Source organism: Novosphingobium sp. BL-S-24, from assembly GCF_055521575.1.
Genome location: NZ_CM145488.1, coordinates 2,286,932 through 2,303,770 on the forward strand (window position 1 = coordinate 2,286,932; position 16,839 = coordinate 2,303,770).

Consider the following 16,839-nt stretch of genomic DNA (forward strand, 5'->3'; position numbering starts at 1 on the left):
TCAACGACCGGGGCCGCTTACGGCTCCCGGAAATGATTGAGATAGGCATTGTCGGGCGAAAGAAGAATGGTTTTGCCGCCCTGATCCTTGGCAAACGAAACCGAATAGCTCTGCATCGCGCGGTAGAAGTCGTAGAAGCTGGCATCCTTGCCGAAACTGTCGGCATAGATCTTGGCGGCCTGTGCCTCGGCATCGGCGCGGATGATCTGCGCATCGCGCTGGCCACGGGCCGCGATCGTCTTTGCCTCTTCCTGACGACCAGCTTCCATGCGTACGAACGCAGCGGCGAGAGCGCCTTCGGGAAGGTCGGCGCGCTTGATCCGCACGTCGACGATCTGGGCGCCGTATTCGCGCGCCTCGTTCTCAAGGCTGTCGCGAATGTTTTCCATCGCCTTGCCGCGCTCAGCCGTCAGCAGCGACTGGAAGGTGCGCTTGCCCAGTTCCTGACGCACTGCCGATGACAGGATCGGCTGCAACTGCTGAGTCACGCGCTCGGTCGTCCCGGCGGTCTGCACCATCTTCACCGGATCGACGATGCGGTAGCGGGCATAGGCATCCACGTTCAGGCGCTGCTGATCGGTAGAAAGAACCTGCTGCTGCTCCATATCGACGGACAGGATGCGCTTTTCGATGCGAATGACCTGCTCGACCAGCGGAATGCGGAAATGCACGCCCGCCCCCGTCTGCCCGAACGCGGCATTGTCTATAAAGGGATTGTAGACCCGCACCGGCTTACCGGTCTGGACGACGACTGCCTGCTCATCCTCGGGGACGATGATCACGCTGAGCATCAGCGCGATCACGACCACGCCAGCGGCGATGCAGGCGGCTTTGTACTTGTTCCAAAGATCCCCCATCACTGGTCTCCGCCACGAGTAGTGTCCGGCGCGGCGAGTGCAGCAGCGGCAGCGTCATTCGCTGGAGCCGCCTGGGCGCGGCGCTTGAACTCGGAGAGCGGCAGCAGCGTAGTAACGCCCCGCTCCGCGACGACCGTGTCGTTGTCGCGGATCACGCGCTCCATCGTCTCGTAATACATGCGGCGCTTGGTAACCTCCGGGGCGAGCTTGTACTGCTCGTAGACTTTGTCGAACGCGGTGGCGTCACCCTGCGCGCGGGCGATCACCTGCTGTGCCCATGCGCGGGCCTCGGAACGATCGCGCTCGGCCTCCTGCTGGGCGACGTTCACCTGATCGAAGGCAGACTTCGTCTTGGCCGGCGGATCGGCCTTCTTGATTTCCACACCCTGGATCGAGATGCCGGAACGATAGAAGTCCAGGATCGCCTGCATGCGGTTGCGCACGTCCTGTTCCACCGTCGCGCGCCCGGCACCGGAGAGGGCATCGCTGAGCGTCACCTGGGCTATCGCTGCGCGCATGGCGGCTTCTGCCACTTCGCGTACGGTTTCCTTGGGATCGGTCAGGCGGAAAGTGTAATTCTTCAGGTCCTTGATGTTCCAGCGGACCACGTAGCTCAAGTCGACAAGGCTCTTGTCGCTGGTGAGCATCAGCTTCTCGTTCTCGTTGTCGGGGATCATGTCCACGGAGAAAGAGCGGACGTCCGCCACCTGCACCTGCTCGATCGGCCAGGGCAAGGTCATGCTGACGCCGGAATCGATGGTGCGCGAATACTTGCCGAGTGTCGTGACGACGCCCTGTTCCTTGGGGCCGAGCATGTGGAAGCTGGACATCGCGAGCAAGGCCACCACGGCCACGCCGATACCGAGCGGCACCCAAGATTTGCCGTCTGGACGGCGTGGGATATTGGGAAAACTGCCACCGGGGCCGCGTCCACCGCCACCACCGCCGCCGGTCTTGCGCGCTTCCCGGTTACGGAAAATGTCTTCTATTCCAGCCGACCTGCGTGGCGGAGGCGGGGTTTCGCCGCTGGGCAGCCACGGGTTGCGAGGGCCACGACGGGTATCGTCGCCCTTGTCGTCAGCATCGCCTTCGGGCTTTGGGCCATCTGATCCGGGACTGTCGCCATCGCCGCTGGAGCCATCGTCACCGCCGCCGCCACCCCATGGGCTGTTGCGACCGGCCATCGGCAAGAACCCTGCGTCCTCCCCAGCGCCCCTGGCATCATCCCCCAATGCGCCGCCGCGCGTTCCTGCACCACCAATAGATTTCATGACGCTATCTATAAGTACCCCTCTGCCAATTAACAGTGCCTCTCTTGCCCTTTTTCCTTGGGTGCGCCACCTGATCGGCGGAGGAAGCGGCCTTGATGCGACGCATGATTGCGCGTTCGTGTCTGCCCGGTTTCCGCAGTCGGCTTCCGTTTTGGCGGTTCGGATCAACATTTACGCAGTGGAAGATACGATGAGCGGCGGCCCGGTAGCACATGACGACCTGAAGGCGCTGTTGCCTGACGAAGCTGCACGGCGGCTGCAATCGCTGCGCGTGACGGATGGCCGTGTCATGGTGGTGCTGGATGCAAGCGGCTTGGCGCAACACCATCGCCAGCGGATCGAGTTGGACGTGAAAAGCGCGCTTGGCGCCCAGTCGAGTGTGAGCGAGGTGCATGTGGCGATGATGGCTGACAAAGCTGCCGAGTCTGCGCCTCCTCTCGGGCCGATCATTCTTGCGGTCGGGTCCGGCAAGGGTGGGGTCGGCAAATCCACTTTGGCCGCTAACCTAGCGGTCGCTCTGGCGCGCGCAGGGCGGAAAGTCGGGCTGGTCGATGCGGACATATACGGCCCATCGCAAGCTCGGCTGCTGGGAACGGAAGAGAAGCGGGCGGTCGCCCACGACGGCAAGCTGGTTCCGGTGACCAGCCAATGGGGCGTACCGGTCCTGTCGATGGCGCATCTCTCGCAGGCGGGGCAGGCAATTGCCTGGCGCGGCCCGAAAATCTCGGGCGCACTGATCCAGCTGGTGGAAGCACACTGGGATGAGGCGCAGTTGCTGATCATCGACCTGCCACCGGGTACGGGCGACATCCAGTTGACGATGCTTCAGCGTTTCAAGCCGGCGGGGGCAGTGATCGTGTCCACGCCGCAGGATCTGTCGTTGATGGACGCAGCCCGCGCGGTCGACATGTTCGCCAAGGGCGGCGTACCTGTCGTCGGCGTGATCGAGAACATGGCCGGATACGCCTGTCCCCATTGCGGCGAAGTCAGCGATCCGTTCGGTTCGGGCGGCGCGGAAGCCGCTGCTGCAGACATGAAGGTGCCGTTCCTGGGCCGGATACCACTGCATATCGCGATCCGCACGCAAGGCGATGCAGGGACGCCGACAGCGGCGGGGGACAGTCCGCAGGCGGAAGCCTTCGTGGCGCTGGCCGCTCAGGTGAGCGACTGGCTGGAGCAGGCGCGCTGATGGCGGTAACCCGCCGCAAAGTGCTGGTCGGCGCATTGGCGGGCAGCGGTCTGGTGCTGGGGTTCATGCTGCGCCCGCGCCGCTATCCCCTTCCGCTGGAGCCGCGCGAGGGTGAGTTCGCGTTCGACGCCTGGCTGAAGATTGCCGAGGATGGCGTGGTCACCGTTGCCGTCCCGCAAGTGGAGATGGGGCAGGGCATTACCACCCTGATCCCGCAAATCGTGGCGCATGAACTGGGGGCGGACTGGCGACGCATCGCAGTAGAACCTGCTCCCGCCAGCGCCCATTACGCGAACCTTGCCCTCGCAGCGCAATGGGCACCGCTCTGGATGCCGGTCGTACCGAGCTTGGCCGACGAACCCGACGATCTGCTCACCCGTCGATGGGCGCAGGATCACCGGTTCAATGCGACGGCGGACGGCACGTCGATCGCCGCCCATGAAGCCCCCGCACGCGCTGCCGCCGCGTGCGCCCGCGCAATGCTAGCGCAAGCGGCCGCCGCCCGCTGGAATGTAGCCTCGGAAGAGTGCGCGATAGCCAACGGGTTTGTCACCCATCAGGGCAAACGGCTCGGCTTCGGCGCTCTGGCGGAAGCGGCGGCTGCCTTGCCGGTGCCATCGACCCCGCCGCTGCGGCCGGACGCGATGGCGGAACGGTCCAGTCAGTACCCGCCCGGTGGGGAACTGGCCTATCCCCGGCTCGATCTTCCGTCCAAAGCGGACGGATCGTGGACATTCGCCGCCGATGTGCGGCTGCCTGACATGGTGTTCGCGGCGATCCGCCATGCCCCGATCGGCATGAACACCTCTTTCTCCGGCTTGGACGAGGCCGCGGCGAAAAGCATACGCGGATACCTGGGCCTGGTGCGCAGCCCGGAAGGCAGCGACGCATGGGTTGCAGCGGTCGCCAGCGATGGCTGGGCTGCGGAGCAGGCGCTCAAGGCGATGGCGCCGCGCTTCACGGTGGCGGCTGGGGCGGATACCGATCAGATCGACGCCGCGATGGACGAGGCGATGCGGATGGGCAAGGCGCACTCGGAGCATCGGGAGGGGGACATGGACGTCATCGCCGGCGGCCTTCCCCTTCAGCTGCGGTACGAGGTAGCCCCCTCCATCCACGCGACGGTGGAGACTGCTGCAGCCGCCGCCCGCTTCCGCGATGGCCGATTGGAAGTGTGGGTCGGCACGCAGGTTCCCGAGGCGACCCGTGAGGCCGTGGCTCGCGCCGTCGGCCTCGGCGCGCACGACGTCGTACTCTATCTCATGGGCATCGGCGGCAGCTTCGATCGGCGGCTGGAGTTCGGACAGGCGGTGGAAGCCGCGCTGATCGCCAAGGCCATCGGCAAACCAGTCAGCCTGTGCTGGTCACGGCGCGAGGAATTCCGCGCTGGATTGCCGCGCTCGCCAGTAGTTGCGGTGATGGGGGTTCGCACCAACGCGGAAGGCGGGATCGCGGGGTGGCGGGCGCGCATCGCCATGCCTGCCACCGCGCAGGAGTTTGGCCGACGCCTGTTCGACCACGACACGCCATTCGACGCCATCGACGCTGCGGAGGGGCGCGCCGATCCGATGGCAGTGGAGGGCGCGTTGCCTCCTTATGCCATTCCCAATAAGGTTGTGGACCACGTCCCCGCCCGGATCGGCCTGCCTACCGCGCGCATGCGGGGCAACGCTCACGGCTGGACGGCGTTCTTCACCGAAAGTTTCGTGGATGAACTTGCTCACAAGGCCGGGCGGGAGCCGTTATCCTATCGCATGGCCATGCTGGGGACGAACCCACGCCTCGCGGAGTGCCTGCAACGGGTTGCCGCCCTGGCGCAATGGGGCGGCGGCGCCGATGCCAGCGGCCAAGGCATAGCCTGCCACATGATCGGCCAGGGGCGCATCGCAGTGATCGCCAGCGCGCGCCGCGAAGCGGAAGGCGTGCGCGTCGATCGCCTGAGCGCCGTCGCGGATATCGGGCGCATCATCAACGTGGACATTGCCCGCCAGCAGATCGAGGGCGGCCTTATCTTCGGTCTTGGCCTCGCGCTCGGCTGTTCGGTGCGCTATGAAGGTGGCCGACCCGATGGTGATCGGCTGGGCTTGATGGGGTTGCCTACACTGGCCGACTGCCCAGAGATCGAAATCGAATTCATCGATCACCGCGCCGGTGACGGCGCCGACCCTGCCGACCCCGGGGAACTTGGCGTCGCGGCCGTCGCGCCGGCGGTCGCCAACGCACTGTATTCGGCGACGGGCCTCCGCCTGCGCCGCCTGCCCTTTTTCGGCGAGGATATCTAATGCCCCCCATCAATGCCCCCGCCGGACATCCCGAGGCACCGACCGGGAAGGTCGGCGTCATGCTGGTCAACCTGGGAACTCCCGATGCTGCGACACCTACGGCGGTGCGGCGGTATCTCGCGGAATTCTTGTCGGACCGCCGCGTCGTGGAGATACCGCCGATCGCCTGGAAACCCATCCTCCATGGCGTGATCCTGCGCACGCGACCGTCTAAATCCGCCCATGCCTATTCACAGGTCTGGACCGAGGGAGGATCGCCGCTTGCAGCGATCACGGCGGCACAGGCGCGCGGACTGCAGGCCATGCTGGGGGATACGGTGCTGGTCGATTGGGGAATGCGATATGGCAATCCCTCGATCCCGTCGCGCCTGAAGGCGATGAAGGACGCCGGCTGCGACCGTATTCTGATGGCGCCGCTCTATCCGCAATATTCCGGCGCAACCACCGCCTCTGTGATGGACCGGTTGGGCGGCGCCCTGCGCACGATGCGCTGGCAGCCCGCGATCCGCACACTGCCCCCTTATTATGACGATCCGGCCTATATCGGGGCCTTGGCCAACGACCTCACCGCTCAGGTTGAAGCGCTCGATTTTACCCCCGATCTGCTGCTGCTTTCCTATCATAGCATGCCGCAGCGGACACTTGAACTTGGCGATCCGTACCACTGCCACTGCCGCAAGACGTCGCGTCTCCTGTCCGAAAAGCTCTCTGAGCGATTGCCGGGCCTGCGGGTCGAAACCAGCTTTCAGTCGCGGTTCGGACGGGCCAAATGGCTGGAGCCCGCGACCGAAACCACGCTGGCAGCGGAGGCAAGGTCCGGCATCAGACGCATCGCAATCGCCGCGCCCGGATTCTCCGCCGATTGCGTCGAAACGTTGGAGGAGCTGTCGATCCGAGGTCGCGACGTGTTCCAGGCGGCGGGTGGTGAGCAGTTGGCCGTGCTGACCTGCCTCAACGATGGCGCGGAGGGCATGACCATGCTGCGGACGCTGGTGCAGCGTGAACTCGCCGGATGGTGGTCGGCGGACTGACGGCGGTCTCGATGTGCCGCAACGCCTTGCACTTGCCAGAATTTAACCGCCAGCAATATTGACCCTCGTAGGCGTTGTTCCGATTATGTTCCTGAACTTTTGACGGGGCCATCGCATGTACGAGAACGATCTGATCCAGCCGGACTTCGCTTATGGAGCGGCAAAGGGAGCGGGGCGTGGATCGTCTGCAGAGCCATCGGTGGCCCTATCGATTTTCGCCAATCGCGCTCACTTGCGGGCGACCTTGCGCGAAGACGCGCATGCGGCGGGGCTGTCGGTGATGGCGGTGGGGCCCTTGGCGGATCTCGTACTGGGGGTCGAGCGCCCGCTCGGCGATGTGGTCATGGTGGACTGCCCACAGGTGGACGGCGCTTCGCTCGCCGCGCTTGCCCGGCTGGACATGCGCGCGGCGCGGGGCGAAACCCGACTGATCGTCTCCACCAGCGTCGAGGCGCTGGAAGACGTCTTCGCCTGTATGGACCAGTCCCGGCCGGTCCTGCTGGTCGATCCCGACCGGGCGGAACGCGTGATCGCGCTTGGCCAGGTGCTCGCCGGCTTCCCCTCGGGCAGCCTGCGTGAACTGTCCGACGATGACCGCCTGATGCTGCTGCGCCTGACCGAGCAGGTAGGCCAGATCGCGGGACGTATAGACCGGCTCGATCCGCGGGGCTCCAGTCCTTCCGCATTGGCGCAGCCGCCGTCCGATCAGCCCGCGCCACCGGCGCTGACACCCGGCACTCCGGGGAAATTGCCTGACGCAAAGGTGCTGCGCCGGATCATCCGCCAGCGACAGGTTCGCGCCCGCTTCTTCGATGGAGACCTGTTTGCCGATCCCGCGTGGGACATGCTGCTGGACCTTGCCGCTTCGCGCGTCGAGGGAAAGCAGGTATCCGTAACCTCGCTGTGCATCGCGGCGGCTGTTCCGCCGACTACTGCGCTGCGCTGGATCGGTCAGATGGTGGAAGCTGGCCTGTTCGATCGCGTCAGCGACGCCACCGACCGGCGCCGCGCCTTCATCGCCCTCAGCGACAAGGCGACTGCGGCCCTGTCCCGTTATTTCGCCGAAATAGCCCCGACAGCGCCCGCGCCAGTGTAAGCCCGAATTCAGAGCAGAGACAATTGCCTATCCTTCGCGGGCCGGGCGTTTTCCTCTTCTCGATGCAATGCCGAAAGCGTCAAACCCATCAGACGGATCGGCTGGGGCAGGGGTAGCTGCTCCTGCAGCAGGGCATGGCCGATCGCCGCGAACTCAGCTTTGTTTGCTACGAAATGGGGGAGGGACCGGGCGCGGGTGAGGGTCTGGAAATCGGCGTAGCGCAGTTTGAGGGTCACGGTGCGCCCGCGTGCTTGGGCGCGTTCTATGCGTTCCCACACGACGTCGACAATGTGGTCCATCGTTTCGCGCAGTGCCTCAGGGGCTTCGATATTGTCGAAAAACGTCCGCTCTCCACCGACCGACTTGCGCTGGCGGTCCGCACGCACCTGTCGCAGATCGACACCCCGGGCGGCGCGGTAGAGATATTCAGCGAAACTGCCGAAATTGGCGCGCAGGAAGGACAGGTCCTTGGCGGCAAGATCGGCACCCGTTTCTATCCCAAGGCGTGACATCTTTTCCGCCCCGCGCGGACCGATGCCGTAAAAGCGACGAACCGGCAGCCCCGCCACGAAAGCGGCACCCTGGCCCGGTCGGATGACGCAAAGGCCATCGGGCTTGTTTTGGTCACTCGCCAGCTTGGCCAGGAACTTGTTGTAGGAAACCCCCGCGCTGGCGGTCAACTGCGTGTCCCGCTTGATGCGACTGCGTATCTCCTGCGCGATGCGGGTTGCGGAGCCTATGCCCTTCAGATCGGCGGTGACGTCGAGATACGCCTCATCGAGCGAGAGCGGTTCGACATGCGGCGTGTAGTCCAGGAAGATGCCGCGAATGATCTGACTGACTTCGCGGTAGACCTCGAACCTCGGTTTGCGGAACACCAGTTCGGGGCACAGGCGAACGGCGCGGCCCGATGGCATCGCGGAGCGCACTCCGAACCGCCGCGCTTCATAACTAGCGGCTGCGACAACTCCCCGGCCTGACGACCCGCCAACCGCGACCGGAAGCCCGCGAATGGAAGGATCGTCCCGCTGCTCCACGCTGGCGTAGAAGGCGTCCATATCGACGTGGATAATCTTGCGCAGGCCATCGGCCTCGTCATCAGCGTCGAAATGGTCGTCCTGCGGTGACATCACTTCCTATATAGCGTCGATCAGGGCGAAAGCGCCATCGGCGGAGTCTTTCGGCTGGTCAATCAAGGCCATCTGCGCCATGCGCCATCCCATGCATTTCCCCGATGCCGAGCCACGACACTTCCCGATGAAGGAAGTGGAATTCGTTGCCCTGATGGCTTCTCTCCAAGCCCTGCAGGGCCTCGCGATCGACGTCATGCTGCCTGCCTTGGGCATTATTTCCCGGGATCTCCAGCTAGCCGACCCCAACCAGCGGCAGTTGATCATCGGCATATTCCTGCTGTGCTCGGGGCTGGGCTCGCTCTTTCCCGGCGCGCTGGCTGACCGGTTCGGGCGACGGCGAGTCGTGCTCACCGCGATCGTCGGCTACGTGCTATTTTCAGTGCTCTGCGCCGTGGCCGGCAGCTTTACGCTGCTGCTGGTCGCGCGCGGCATGCTCGGTCTGGTGACGTCGGCCATGATGGTGATGCCAATGACCATCCTGCGCGATCGTTTCGAAGGCGATCGCATGGCGCGCACGCAATCGCTGATCGCCATGACGTTCATGGTCGTGCCGATGATCGCGCCGATGCTTGGCCAGACCGTCCTGCTGTTTGCCGGATGGCGATGGATATTCGGGATCATGGCGGTCCTGGCCGCCGCGGTTTTCGCCTGGACGTGGATACGCTTGCCGGAAACGCTCGACCCCAGATACCGCCAGCCGGTGCAGTTGGGCGTTATCGTCGGCAACATGGGAATGGCCCTGCGTGAGAGATCGGCACTCGGGTACTTTCTGGGTGCGGCTTTCGTGCAGGCGGCGCTATTCGGCTACATCAATTCGGCCCAGCAACTGGTGGGTGAACATTTTGGGGCAGGGACGCTCTTTCCAATCATCTTCGGCGGTATGGCGCTGGTGATGGCATGCACCAATTTCGCCAACGCCCGCATAGTTGAGCGGTTCGGGGCAAGGCGCGTATCGCATGCCGCCTTGCTGGGGTTTATCGGCGTTGCCGCGGTCCACCTTGTCCTTGCCTTCCGGGGCGAAGGCTTGTGGGTGTTCGTGCCGCTGATGACGATGAGCTTGTGCATGATGAGCTTCATCGGATCGAACTTCCAGTCGATCTCGCTCCAACCTTTCGCACGGATTGCCGGTGCTGCCGCTTCGGTAATGGCATTCGTGCGGATGGTACTGGGTTCAGCGCTGGGTTCGCTGATCGGTTTTGCTTACGATGGAACGGCCCGGCCGATCATGGGCGCCATGGTGGTCTGCGGGTCGATAGCCTTGGTGCTGGTTCTCTATTCCGAGCGGGGCAGGTTGTTCAAACGCATCAACCCGCCCGGTTTCTACAAGACCCAGCCCCCACCCGTCACGCCATAATTGGCCTGACGAGCAGGGCGGTGTTGGGACCTAAACCCCGCGACGGCCGCGGAACAGCTGGATCAGGCCAACGATGATGGCGATGACCAGCAGCAGGTGGATCAGTACGCTGGATACCTTGAACACGACCAGCCCCAGCAGCCAGAGCACGAAAAGGATGGCGGCAATGGTGAACAGCATGGGAATCCTCCTGAAGGTCTGAGACCAACCAAACGCCCGTTGCCAGTGGAGGCTCCCGTCTTTGTTTCCAATTTGTAAAATTCAGAGTTGGCGCGTTCGCGGAGGGGGAGCCGCCTTTGCCAAGGCCTGCAATTCTCGCCTGGATATTGCCGGTTTCACCGCTGCGGGGGGAGTGCTGCGAGCCTGAACTAGTGCGCGGGCCACCAAAGCGAGCTTGCGGCGGCCATTGACGGAGACGCGGTGATCCCATGCATGTGGGCCGAGGCGCTCCACGTCCCGCGCGATGCCGCCGTAGATGTTGGCTGCCGACAGAACAGCCCAGCGCTGACGAAAGGTGAGCCGTGCAGCGCCGATGCGAGCCGAAGCCTCGTAGTCCCGCGCCATCGCACAGGCGCGAGCGACCTGCGGGACGAGGGCGTGGCGGTAGTGCGGTTTGGTCACTTCGCCTGGCGGGATGTCCGCCTCCACCAACCATTCGACCGGGAGGTAGCAGCGTCCGTTGGCGTCATCTTCCCACACGTCGCGCACGATGTTTGCGAGTTGGAAGGCAAGACCCAGATCACAGGCGCGGTCAAGCGTGTCCTCGTCATCGGCGGGAACGCCCATGACGGCGGCCATCATCACGCCGACCGCTCCGGCGACGTGATAGCAGTAGCGCAGCAGGTCGGTTTCGGTGCGCGGGCGCCATTCTGCTGCGTCCAGCGCGAAACCGGCGATCACGTCGTCAACCATCGTGCGCGTGATCGGGGTTTCGCGCATCAACTGGCCCAGCGCGTCGAAAGCGGGAGAGCCGGTTTCCTCCCGCGCCATGGCGAGTTCGGTGAGCGTGCGGATGGTCGCAAGACGCGATTCCGGGTCCAGCCGCGTGCCCAGCAGGACGGGCGCGGCGGCGTGGCCGTGGTCCTGCTCGTCGGCGATATCGTCACAGGCGCGGCACCAGGCGTAGAGCAGCCACACCCGTTCACGCGTCTTACGGTCGAACAGTCGGCTGGCGGCGGCGAAGCTTTTAGAGCCCTTGCGAATGGACTCAGCCGCTGCCTTTACCAGTTCGGCACGGCTCATCGCCATTGTGAATGCGCCGTCGGAAAACGGGTGGCACGGATCACAGGGTGGTCGGGTCCATGTTGACAATCGGCACGATGGGCTGATGCGCCCGCATCCGCACCAGCAACAGGTCCAACTCCGCTTCGGCGAGAATGATATCCTGGTGCGCGGGCCTGACGAACCCGACCTCGGCCATGTGCCGATTGAAAGCGAGCAAGCCATCGTAGAATCCGAAGGCATTCAGGATGCCGACCGGCTTGTTGTGATAGCCCAGTTGCGACCAACTGACAGCTTCCCAAAGCTCGTCCATCGTGCCCACGCCGCCGGGAAGAACAAGGAAGCCATCGGACAGCCGGGTGAACGCCGCCTTGCGTTCGTGCATGTCCGCCACGATCGTCAGTTCGCAATCATAGTTGGCGACTTCGCCGCCGCGTCCATTGCCGCCCACCAGTGCCTCCGGGATAACGCCGAGCACTTCGCCGCCTGCCTGCAATGCGCCACTAGCGACTGCGCCCATCAGCCCGAGCCGCCCGCCGCCATAGACGACGCCGATGCCCTGGCTGGCGAGCGATGCGCCGACTTCGCGGGCAAGATCCATGTAACGGGGATCGGCAGGGGTGGCTGAACCGCAATAGACGGCAAGGCGCTTCATTTCAGGTATCGACTTTCACGGAAACGGGCGCACCTTCCGGCAGGTCTCGCGTCTGCCGGGCGATGTCGCCGGATAGGTAGATCAGATCGACCAGATCGATGCGGATCAGGTTTTCGGGAGCGTAATCGCCGGCGATCATGGCCTGCGGCGTCAGGCTATAGACTTCGCCGATGGTGACAGCACCCAGGCGGGCAATGGCGGCATCGACCAGCGTATCGGCGCGCCAGATAACCTGCGTTTCTTCGCGATCCATATGCGCCTGCGCGGCGGCTTCGTCACCCAGTGGTGTTACCGAGCCCAGATCCGGATCGAGGTAGTGGAACGACCCCTGCCGATCGGTCAGCAGCATGTGGCCCATCAGGCTGTGGGCAACCACTTCGGCGAATTCCACGCCGGTCCACCCCCAGGCGCTGCGCAGGGCGTGGAGTTCGCGGCTCACCGAAGATCTTCCAGCATCAGCTTGGCGGTGGCCTTGGCGCTGCCGACAACGCCCGGAATCCCCGCGCCCGGATGAGTGCCCGCGCCGACAAGGTACAGGTTCTTCAGCTTGTCATCGCGGTTGTGGCCCCGGAAGTAGGCGCTCTGCGTGAGAAGCGGTTCAAGGCTGAAGGCGTTGCCTTTCCACGCACCGAGATCCGCCTCGAAATCGGGCGGGGCGTAGTGGAAGCTGGTGACGATGCGATCCTCGATGTCGGGAATCAGGCGGCGGCCGACTTCGGCGATGATGCGCTTTTCAAGGATCGGGCCGACTTCCGCCCAGTCGATCGGCAGCTTGCCCATGTGCGCCACCGGCACCAGTGCATAGAACGTGCTCTTGCCGGCCGGAGCCATGGCCGGATCGGTGACGGTCGGATGGTGGAGGTAGATCGAAAAGTCGCGCGGCAGAACGCCGTGTTCGAAGATGTCGTCCAGCAGGCCTTTGTAGCGGGGACCGAACAGGATCGTGTGATGCGGGATGCCCGGCCAAGTGCCTTCCAGCCCGAAATGGACCACGAACAGGCTGGGCGAATAGCGCTTGCGGGCCAGCTTTTTCGCCATCACCTTGCCGCGCTGCGTGTCTCCCAGCAGTTTCGCGTAAGTGTGCATGAGATCGCCGTTGGATGCGACCGCATCGAACCGCTCACGCCAGCCGCTTTCGCATTCGACCTCGCTCACCTGATCGCCGATGGTATGGACGCGGGATACCTTGTCGCCCACGCGCAAGGTGCCGCCAAGGCGCTGGAACAAGGCCGCCATGCCTTGCGCCAGCTTGTTGGTGCCGCCCTTGGTCCACCACACGCCGCCGTCCTTTTCCAGCTTGTGGATCAGGGCATAGATGGCGCTGGTCGACATGGGGTTGCCGCCCACGAGCAGGGTGTGGAACGATAGCGCCTGACGAAGATGCTCGTCCTTCACGAAATGGCAGACCATCGAATAGACCGAGCGCCACGCCTGATACCGCGCCAGCGAAGGCGCAGCCTTGACCATGCTGGCGAAGTCCAGGAATGCCTCGTGCCCGAGCTTTACATAGCCTTCCTGCCAAACCCCGGCGGCATAGCGCACGAAATCCTCGTATCCGGCCAGATCGTCCGGCGCGATGCGGGTGATTTCGCGGCGGAGTGCGGCCTCATCGTTGCCGTAATCGAAGATCACGCCATCGACCCAGTTGAGGCGATAAAACGGCATGACCGGCATCAGCGTCACATCGTCGGCCATGTCGCTGCCGGAAAGCGCCCACAGTTCGCGAAGGCAATCCGGGTCAGTGACCACAGTCGGGCCGGCATCGAAGGTAAAGCCGTCGCGTTCCCATACGTAAGCGCGCCCGCCCACTTTGTCCCGCGCCTCGATCAGGGTGGTGGCGATGCCTGCGCTTTGCAGGCGGATGGCAAGGGAAAGGCCGCCGAATCCGGCACCGACTACACAAACCCGCTTCATGCGATTGCTCCCCGATCGGCTGGATTAAGATCCGCCAGCGGCCGACCACTGCCCGCCAAGCTGGCAATAGCGGCGCCGATGCGAACGGGCGGCTTGCCTGCCAGAATGCGCGCCATGTCCAGCGCCGTGGATCGACCCGCGTAAAACCGTTCGATCAGCGGTTCGGGCAGGGTGTAGAAGCGTGCCAGCATCCGCCAGCGGTCGGGACCCTCGGCTGCGCCGAAAAGCATACGGCTCAACATTCGGTAAAAGCGTCCTTCGCGCCAGTGCTGTTCGGCCCAGTCATGACTGACCGTCCCTAGGCGCTCGCCCGAGGTATTGTCGAGGCCGGAGAAATCGTGCGTGGTAAGATGCAACGCAAAGCGCACCGCATCCGGCAGGGAATAGGATGTCATCGGATGACACAGCGCCGCTCGCGTACCGGCTCGGGCGACCGGACCGCCCGCGTTCCAGAAGGCATCGAAATCGCCCATCGCGATGACAGGAAGAACGCCCTTTTCTTCGTAGGCGATCGTTTCCACCTGCCAGCCAGCGCCGCCAGCATAGGCGGCGATACGGTCCCGCAGGGAGGGGAGATCGAGATCGGGCGTGTCGCTGTAATACGTGTCCTCGACGAATATGTCGGTTTCGGAGAAAGGGAGGCAATAGACGAAGCGGTAACCGTCCACCTGCTCAACGGTTGCGTCCATCACGATCGGTTGCGCAAGGCCGTGCGGCGCGGACAGGCGAAGCATCTGCCCGACGAACTTTTGCCAGCCGCCGTGCATGTGAGGCAGGCCATTACCGCCGCGCGCGTCGATGACCGCCTTGGCGGTGAAGCGACGGCCATCGGCAAGCGTCACATGACCGATCCCGGCGTCCGCCACGTCGATACCGGTCACGATGCGATCGGCCGGCAGTGCGGCGCGGACGGCAGTGTCCAGGTTGGCGCTGGTGGCGCTGCGATAGGGGGTCGAAAGTTGCCGCCGGGCTCCGGGAAAGCGAATGGAGTAACCGTCCCATCGCGCCGCGATCAGTGGCTCGACGAGCGCTGCGCCCCTGCCGGTCACATCGCTGGCGAAAAAGGACCAGACGTGATGGCCGCCCAGCTTATCGCCCCGTTCGAACAGCACGACGGACAAGTCCGGGCGATGCGCGGCCATTGCCAACGCGATCAACCCGCCGGCAAGTCCGCCGCCCAGAATCGCCAGATCGCAGTTCTGCGGGGTTACGAGATTTTCATCGGGTGATTGCGGCATTGCCCTTACGTTTAGGGATTGCGATCGATTGCCGCAACTTGGCAGCGTCGTTCCTTTGTAGCATGCTGGACATGATGACAGGGGTACTCACCATTTGTGACGCGTCGGCTGACGACGTTGCCGCGATTGCGGGCATATTCTCGCACTATGTGCTGGAAAGCACCGCTACGCTCGAAACCGCGCCTCTGACCGAAGATGAGACGCGGCAGCGGATGGCGGCCATCGTTGCGGGGGGATACCCCTTCCTGGTAACCAAAGACGATACCGGCCGGGTTCTAGGATTCGGCTATGCTGATTGCTACGGTCCTCGCGAAGGCTATCGCTATACCGTTGAAACGACGGTCTATGTCCATCCTGACAGCCTGGGCCATGGTATCGGCAGCGGCTTGCTGGGCGAACTCCTCCGTGAATGCGAGGAGCGCGGTTTCCGCCAGGCCTTCGCCGTGATCGCCGCGTCGGAGCCGACGTCCGTTGTGCTCCACGCGCGGGCTGGGTTCCTGCCGGTCGGCACGCTTACCGGAGCGGCCTGGCAGCATGGACAGTGGGTGGACGTGTTCCTGATGCAGCGCAAACTGGGCGCTGGCAGCGAGATGGACCCCGGCGTCCAGGGCTGATTTCTGTGACAATATCGCAACGCTTCCGTTGCTCGATGAAACAATCGAGCAACCGGGGAGGCTGCAGCGCGTTTGGCGCTCAATATCTCTAAGGGGCACTCTATAAATGCGTATCCGTTTTCCCGTGAGGCTGCTTGCGACCTCCGCCGCCATCTTCGTCGGTGCAATCGCCGCGCCAGCACTCGCACAGGATGCGGGCGCTGCTCCGGTAGAGAACGTGCTGGATGGCGATCACCTGACGATCGGCGTGGGCGCAGTCTATGTACCGTCCTATCGCGGGTCGGACGACTATGTCGTGTCGCCGGTGCCGTTGGTGCGCGGCAAGTTCAAGGGCATCGACATTAATCCGCGCGTTGCAGGTATCGCGCTCGATTTCATTCCTGACGACAAGGTATCGGGCTTCGGCTTCTCGCTGGGGCCTGTCGCCACGGTATCGTCCAACCGCGCGCGGCAAATCAAGGACCCTGTCGTCCGCGCCGCCGGTAAACTGGATACCGCGATCGAAGTCGGCGCGACTGCTGGCGTGACAGCCTACGGACTGCTCAACCCCTACGATTCGCTGACCCTTTCGGCAGATGTGAAGTGGGACGTAGCGGGCGCGTACAGCGGGATGACCATTTCGCCGGCCGTCAGCTATGCCACGCCGCTCAGCACCGGTATCGTCGCCGTCGCCGCAGTCAGCGCGCGCCGCGTCGATGATGACTTCGCCAGCTACTACTATTCGGTCACGCCGCTGCAGAGCGCCGCCAGCGGCCTTCCCGTTTACAACGCCAAGGGCGGCTGGGACAGCGTGAACGCCTCGTTGCTGATGGCGTACGACCTGTCGGGCGACGTGCGCGATGGAGGTTTCTCGGTGTTTGGGGTGGTGAACTATTCGCGGATGCTGAACGACGGCAAGGACACGCCGTTCACATCGATACGCGGTGATGCGGACCAGTGGATCTTGGGCGGCGGCGTCGCCTACACGTTCTGATCGGACGACGC

The 16,839-nt window shown here is 64.1% G+C and carries 16 protein-coding genes; 7 read left to right on the top strand and 9 right to left on the bottom strand.

Translation table 11 applies throughout. From position 1 onward, the window contains the following. Positions 1 to 17: 17 nt before the first annotated feature. Positions 18 to 857 carry a protease modulator HflC gene (gene hflC, locus ACZ1JM_RS16380; protein ID WP_465133413.1) on the bottom strand — a complete coding sequence of 280 codons (840 nt, stop codon included), beginning with the start codon at positions 855 to 857 and terminating at the stop codon, positions 18 to 20. Further along, positions 857 to 2,041: a protease modulator HflK gene (gene hflK, locus ACZ1JM_RS16385; protein WP_465135112.1), complete on the bottom strand. Its 1,185-nt coding sequence runs from the start codon at positions 2,039 to 2,041 to the stop codon at positions 857 to 859. Before hflK ends, hflC begins: the two co-directional genes overlap by 1 nt. Positions 2,042 to 2,318: 277 nt before the next feature. Here hflK and ACZ1JM_RS16390 point away from each other — a divergent pair, with 277 nt between their 5' ends. The 4 genes from ACZ1JM_RS16390 (at position 2,319) to ACZ1JM_RS16405 (ending at position 7,726) form a co-directional block, all read left to right on the top strand. After that, positions 2,319 to 3,317, top strand: a complete 999-nt coding sequence (locus tag ACZ1JM_RS16390; RefSeq protein ID WP_465135113.1) for a P-loop NTPase — start codon at positions 2,319 to 2,321, stop codon at positions 3,315 to 3,317. Continuing rightward, positions 3,317 to 5,599 (top strand): molybdopterin cofactor-binding domain-containing protein, encoded by a 2,283-nt coding sequence (locus tag ACZ1JM_RS16395; RefSeq protein WP_465133414.1) that lies wholly within the window; start codon positions 3,317 to 3,319, stop codon positions 5,597 to 5,599. Before ACZ1JM_RS16390 ends, ACZ1JM_RS16395 begins: the two co-directional genes overlap by 1 nt. Continuing rightward, positions 5,599 to 6,630 (top strand): ferrochelatase, encoded by a 1,032-nt coding sequence (gene hemH, locus ACZ1JM_RS16400; RefSeq protein ID WP_465133415.1) that lies wholly within the window; start codon positions 5,599 to 5,601, stop codon positions 6,628 to 6,630. Before ACZ1JM_RS16395 ends, hemH begins: the two co-directional genes overlap by 1 nt. 115 nt (positions 6,631 to 6,745) lie before the next feature. Continuing rightward, positions 6,746 to 7,726, top strand: a complete 981-nt coding sequence (locus tag ACZ1JM_RS16405) for a MarR family transcriptional regulator (protein WP_465133416.1) — start codon at positions 6,746 to 6,748, stop codon at positions 7,724 to 7,726. Positions 7,727 to 7,734: 8 nt separating this feature from the next. Here the strand turns inward: ACZ1JM_RS16405 and dinB are convergent, their stop codons facing one another. Beyond that, a complete protein-coding gene (dinB, locus tag ACZ1JM_RS16410) occupies positions 7,735 to 8,856 on the bottom strand; it encodes a DNA polymerase IV (RefSeq protein ID WP_465133417.1) in 1,122 nt (373 codons plus the stop codon). A gap of 79 nt (positions 8,857 to 8,935) precedes the next feature. Here dinB and ACZ1JM_RS16415 point away from each other — a divergent pair, with 79 nt between their 5' ends. Further along, positions 8,936 to 10,213, top strand: a complete 1,278-nt coding sequence (locus tag ACZ1JM_RS16415) for a multidrug effflux MFS transporter (protein WP_465133418.1) — start codon at positions 8,936 to 8,938, stop codon at positions 10,211 to 10,213. A gap of 30 nt (positions 10,214 to 10,243) precedes the next feature. On the opposite strand, the gene ACZ1JM_RS16420 is transcribed toward ACZ1JM_RS16415, so the two are convergent. The 6 genes from ACZ1JM_RS16420 to crtY all read right to left on the bottom strand — a co-directional run bounded on the left by ACZ1JM_RS16420 (position 10,244) and on the right by crtY (position 15,241). Continuing rightward, a complete protein-coding gene (locus ACZ1JM_RS16420) occupies positions 10,244 to 10,393 on the bottom strand; it encodes a lmo0937 family membrane protein (RefSeq protein ID WP_465133419.1) in 150 nt (49 codons plus the stop codon). 81 nt (positions 10,394 to 10,474) lie between these two features. Next, positions 10,475 to 11,461: a phytoene/squalene synthase family protein gene (locus ACZ1JM_RS16425; protein WP_465133420.1), complete on the bottom strand. Its 987-nt coding sequence runs from the start codon at positions 11,459 to 11,461 to the stop codon at positions 10,475 to 10,477. A 34-nt stretch (positions 11,462 to 11,495) separates the two neighbouring features. Further along, the gene (locus ACZ1JM_RS16430; RefSeq protein WP_465133421.1) at positions 11,496 to 12,089 is read right to left on the bottom strand and encodes an LOG family protein; all 594 of its coding nucleotides are present in this window, start codon (positions 12,087 to 12,089) and stop codon (positions 11,496 to 11,498) included. Position 12,090: 1 nt separating this feature from the next. Further along, positions 12,091 to 12,528, bottom strand: coding sequence for a T6SS immunity protein Tdi1 domain-containing protein (locus ACZ1JM_RS16435; protein WP_465133422.1), 438 nt, complete (start codon positions 12,526 to 12,528; stop codon positions 12,091 to 12,093). Then, on the bottom strand, positions 12,525 to 14,003 hold the full coding sequence (locus ACZ1JM_RS16440) for a phytoene desaturase (protein WP_465133423.1): 1,479 nt from the start codon (positions 14,001 to 14,003) through the stop codon (positions 12,525 to 12,527). The genes ACZ1JM_RS16435 and ACZ1JM_RS16440 overlap by 4 nt, the downstream gene beginning before the upstream one ends. Continuing rightward, positions 14,000 to 15,241, bottom strand: a complete 1,242-nt coding sequence (gene crtY / locus ACZ1JM_RS16445; RefSeq protein WP_465133424.1) for a lycopene beta-cyclase CrtY — start codon at positions 15,239 to 15,241, stop codon at positions 14,000 to 14,002. Before crtY ends, ACZ1JM_RS16440 begins: the two co-directional genes overlap by 4 nt. A gap of 71 nt (positions 15,242 to 15,312) precedes the next feature. Between crtY and ACZ1JM_RS16450 the strand changes: the two genes are divergently transcribed. Continuing rightward, positions 15,313 to 15,855, top strand: coding sequence for an N-acetyltransferase family protein (locus ACZ1JM_RS16450; RefSeq protein WP_465133425.1), 543 nt, complete (start codon positions 15,313 to 15,315; stop codon positions 15,853 to 15,855). Between the two features lie 124 nt (positions 15,856 to 15,979). Next, positions 15,980 to 16,828 (top strand): MipA/OmpV family protein, encoded by an 849-nt coding sequence (locus ACZ1JM_RS16455; protein ID WP_465133426.1) that lies wholly within the window; start codon positions 15,980 to 15,982, stop codon positions 16,826 to 16,828. Positions 16,829 to 16,839: the final 11 nt, after the last annotated feature.

Excerpts from the sequence above, each read along its gene's own strand:
- ACZ1JM_RS16415 (WP_465133418.1), top strand. The coding sequence starts at position 8,936 with ATGCGCCATCCCATGCATTTCCCCGATGCCGAGCCACGACACTTCCCG.
- ACZ1JM_RS16430 (WP_465133421.1), bottom strand. The coding sequence starts at position 12,089 with ATGAAGCGCCTTGCCGTCTATTGCGGTTCAGCCACCCCTGCCGATCCC.
- hflC (WP_465133413.1), bottom strand. The coding sequence starts at position 857 with ATGGGGGATCTTTGGAACAAGTACAAAGCCGCCTGCATCGCCGCTGGC.
- ACZ1JM_RS16395 (WP_465133414.1), top strand. The coding sequence starts at position 3,317 with ATGGCGGTAACCCGCCGCAAAGTGCTGGTCGGCGCATTGGCGGGCAGC.
- ACZ1JM_RS16450 (WP_465133425.1), top strand. The coding sequence starts at position 15,313 with ATGATGACAGGGGTACTCACCATTTGTGACGCGTCGGCTGACGACGTT.
- hflK (WP_465135112.1), bottom strand. The coding sequence starts at position 2,041 with ATGGCCGGTCGCAACAGCCCATGGGGTGGCGGCGGCGGTGACGATGGC.
- hemH (WP_465133415.1), top strand. The coding sequence starts at position 5,599 with ATGCCCCCCATCAATGCCCCCGCCGGACATCCCGAGGCACCGACCGGG.
- dinB (WP_465133417.1), bottom strand. The coding sequence starts at position 8,856 with ATGTCACCGCAGGACGACCATTTCGACGCTGATGACGAGGCCGATGGC.
- ACZ1JM_RS16405 (WP_465133416.1), top strand. The coding sequence starts at position 6,746 with ATGTACGAGAACGATCTGATCCAGCCGGACTTCGCTTATGGAGCGGCA.
- crtY (WP_465133424.1), bottom strand. The coding sequence starts at position 15,241 with ATGCCGCAATCACCCGATGAAAATCTCGTAACCCCGCAGAACTGCGAT.
- ACZ1JM_RS16440 (WP_465133423.1), bottom strand. The coding sequence starts at position 14,003 with ATGAAGCGGGTTTGTGTAGTCGGTGCCGGATTCGGCGGCCTTTCCCTT.
- ACZ1JM_RS16420 (WP_465133419.1), bottom strand. The coding sequence starts at position 10,393 with ATGCTGTTCACCATTGCCGCCATCCTTTTCGTGCTCTGGCTGCTGGGG.
- ACZ1JM_RS16425 (WP_465133420.1), bottom strand. The coding sequence starts at position 11,461 with ATGGCGATGAGCCGTGCCGAACTGGTAAAGGCAGCGGCTGAGTCCATT.
- ACZ1JM_RS16390 (WP_465135113.1), top strand. The coding sequence starts at position 2,319 with ATGAGCGGCGGCCCGGTAGCACATGACGACCTGAAGGCGCTGTTGCCT.